General features: G+C 69.5%; 2 protein-coding genes. One reads left to right on the top strand and one right to left on the bottom strand.

What is annotated here, in order from left to right; translation table 11 throughout:
• Positions 1-235 (bottom strand): hypothetical protein (locus AC5LUJ_RS20470; RefSeq protein WP_493465540.1); only part of this gene is annotated, 235 nt, incomplete at its 3' end.
• Positions 236-1472: 1237 nt separating this feature from the next.
• Between AC5LUJ_RS20470 and AC5LUJ_RS20465 the strand changes: the two genes are divergently transcribed.
• Positions 1473-2717 (top strand): FG-GAP repeat domain-containing protein, encoded by a 1245-nt coding sequence (locus AC5LUJ_RS20465; protein ID WP_250291472.1) that lies wholly within the window; start codon positions 1473-1475, stop codon positions 2715-2717.
• Positions 2718-2887: the final 170 nt, after the last annotated feature.

Below are 2887 nucleotides of genomic sequence, written 5' to 3'. Positions count from 1 at the left end.
CCGCCCCAACCGCCCCCGGCTGCCCCGGCGCACCCGTGGCGGCGCCGGCGGACGGCTGCGCACCGGCCGCGGATGTCGCCGCCGACGGTTCGCCGCCAGCGGCACCACCCCCCGGCTGGCGTCCCTCGATGGCTGTCACGGCGGTGTCCGGCTGTGCCCTGGCCGACTCCAGGGGGCGGAAACGCAGCCACACGCCCAGCCCGGCCGCGATCGCCAACGCCAGTGCCAGCGCCACAAGGCGCCCCCAGCGAACGGGAAGAATCCGGCCCGACCGCCTCCACGGCGATCGATGCCGGCCCCCATCGGGGCCGTCACGCCCCGCGCTCCACGCCATCGAATCGAGCTTAGGTCGACGAAAGTCACCCGCGCAGCGATTTGAACCGGTCGATCTGTAACAAAGAGCGACAAACACATGACGTTCTCGTCAATGACGATCTCACCCGACAACGCCGACGCCAGGCGATCCTCTGTCGGTGTGGTCGGCCGCTGTTCTTCGTGTCCAGCCGTCGAGGGCGCGCAGACCGTCGATGAAGCGTTGGAGCAGAGCACGGTCATGGACCCGGGCGGACCGGCGCTGTCCGCGCCCCGCCGGCCCGCGGGCTCCGGCGGGCGGACCCACCGACGCGGGCGCATCGGTGATGACGGCGGGCAGGCGGGCCAGCCTGGCCGGAGGCGCTGAAGCCCGCTTCCGGGCCGGTGCGGGTACAGCGACGACGGCGCCGGCGCTGTACCCGCACCGGCCCGCGCCGCCGTAGAACGGGTTCCGGCTCACGTCCGGCAACGTCTCGAGCGCCGGTCAGGTAGCGCGGATCCCATCCACGACCACTCACCCGTAAAGACCATGATCCAGGCGAGTTTGTCGTTGTGTACGCTTTTTGGCCATAAAAGCGTACACAACGACAAAATTACGCCGATCTTCTCCGGTGATCGGCGCCCATCGAAGCGGGCCAGCGTTCGCGAGGATACGACTGGCGCTCCCGGAGTCCAGGTCTTCACGGTTGGCGAGAACGGATCGGTGAACCTCGTCGGCCGAGGGCGAGGATGCCGGGCAGGCCGGGCAGGCCGGGCAGGCCGGGGAGAGAGATCCCCCGGGCTACCCGGCCTGCACTGCGTGTGAACGATACTTCCCGGAATCGGCGCGTCCCGCGGTAACCGTCGATGAACGATATGGAGCTGGGCGTGGCTTCTCTGGTCACGGGCATGTCGCCGCGGGACAAGGCTTCCGGTTCCCGGTTCCCGGTCTCCGGCTTCTGGCCCCGGCCCCCGGTCCCGACAGGCGTCGGCATGCCGACGCCTGTCGTTGAGCTGACCGCCGCAAGCCGCGGACGCGTGTCAAATCCGACCGCGACCCCCGCCGGGGAAAGGCGTGATGGATCCAGCGACCGGGATCGCGATGGCCCTCGAGGTGCTGCTTTCTCGTGAAGGTGCCGGCCAGGGGGACGGCTTCGGCCGAACACATGGGAAGTAGGAACATGAGAAACAGAACAAGTGCGCGGCCCGGGCGCCCGAGGCTTCCGGGCGCACGAAAAAATCATGGTCGCGCGCTCTTCGGCGGGTTGGGCCGGGCGCTGCTGGTCGCCGCTGTCCTGGTGCCGGCGACGTGGGCTTTCACCGGAAGCGTGAACGCCGCCAGCCTGCCCGGCATCGCCGGTCGCAGCGGGGATTTCAACGGTGACGGCTACGACGACATCGTGTCCTTCGACAACGCTGTGGGGATAAACGTCGCCATCAGTATTCCGCTGCCACCGCCCTACACCAGCGAGCGGACCTTCGGCCCGGTGGAGCCCTGGAGCGCCTCGCCGCTGACCGGCGACGAGGCGCCCCTGGTCGGCGACGTCGACGGGGACGGCAGGGACGATGTCGTCGCCGTCGCCAACAGGGGCGACGAGGTCGGGGCCGTGCGTGTCGCTCTCAGTGACGGGTCCGCCTTCGTCGATGCTCCGGCCTGGCACGACTCGATCAGCGCCGGAGCGCTGATCACCCCGGAGGACACCTCGGTCGTACCCGCCGCCGGCGACTTCAACGGTGACGGGCTCACCGACATCGCGGTGTTCGTCCTCGGCGGTCCCGCCGCCGGGCAGGTGCGGGCCGCCCTGTCCACCGGCGCGGGCTTCACCGCCCCGGAGACCTGGCACACGGCCTTTGCGGCGGGAACCACGGTGCCCCAGACCGGGGATTTCAACGGTGACGGCAAGGACGACATCGTCGCCTTCACCCGGGGCGCGGCGGCGGACGTCCACGTCGCGTTCAGCGACGGCGCCGGCTTCGGTCCCGCCACGCAGCTGCACGACTACTTCGCTGCCGGTACAGAACTGCCCGCTGTCGGAGACTTCAACGGCGACGGCAAGGACGATCTCGTCACCTTCACCCGGGGAACGGCCGCCGACGTGTGGGTCTCGCTCAGCACCGGGTCGGGTTTCGTCAGCCCGGCGGTGAAATGGCAGGACTACTTCGCCGCCGGCTCCGCATTCCCCGGCGTGGGAGATTTCAACGGTGACGGCCGGGACGATGTCGTCAGCTTCACCGGTGGTTCCGCCCAGGACGTATGGGTCGCTCTCAGCCGCTTCTACTGGACGCCTGGGGGACCCGCCAGCCCCTTCTGGACATCCCGGACGCGGGAACTCGTCAACTATTTTGCTGACGCCCAGAAGTGGCACGACGCATTTCCCGTCCACAACATCGTCCTGGGGGTCACCTCTGGTAGGCACCTACCGTGAACAGGGGCCGCGGACCGTGGCCGGCAGTCATTCAGGCCCCTCGCGGGGAGCACTGGTTCCGGGCTGACGGTTGCGGTCCATGAGGTTCTGGGCCGATAGCTGGGCCGGGTCCGGGCGTTGTGGTGCGCGGCCGGCGTGCCGGTGCTCGGGATCCCTACCTGCCAAGATGG

The sequence above is a fragment of the Protofrankia sp. CiP1_Cm_nod3 genome (assembly GCF_982290655.1).
This window is presented reverse-complemented; position numbering and strand designations above follow the sequence as displayed.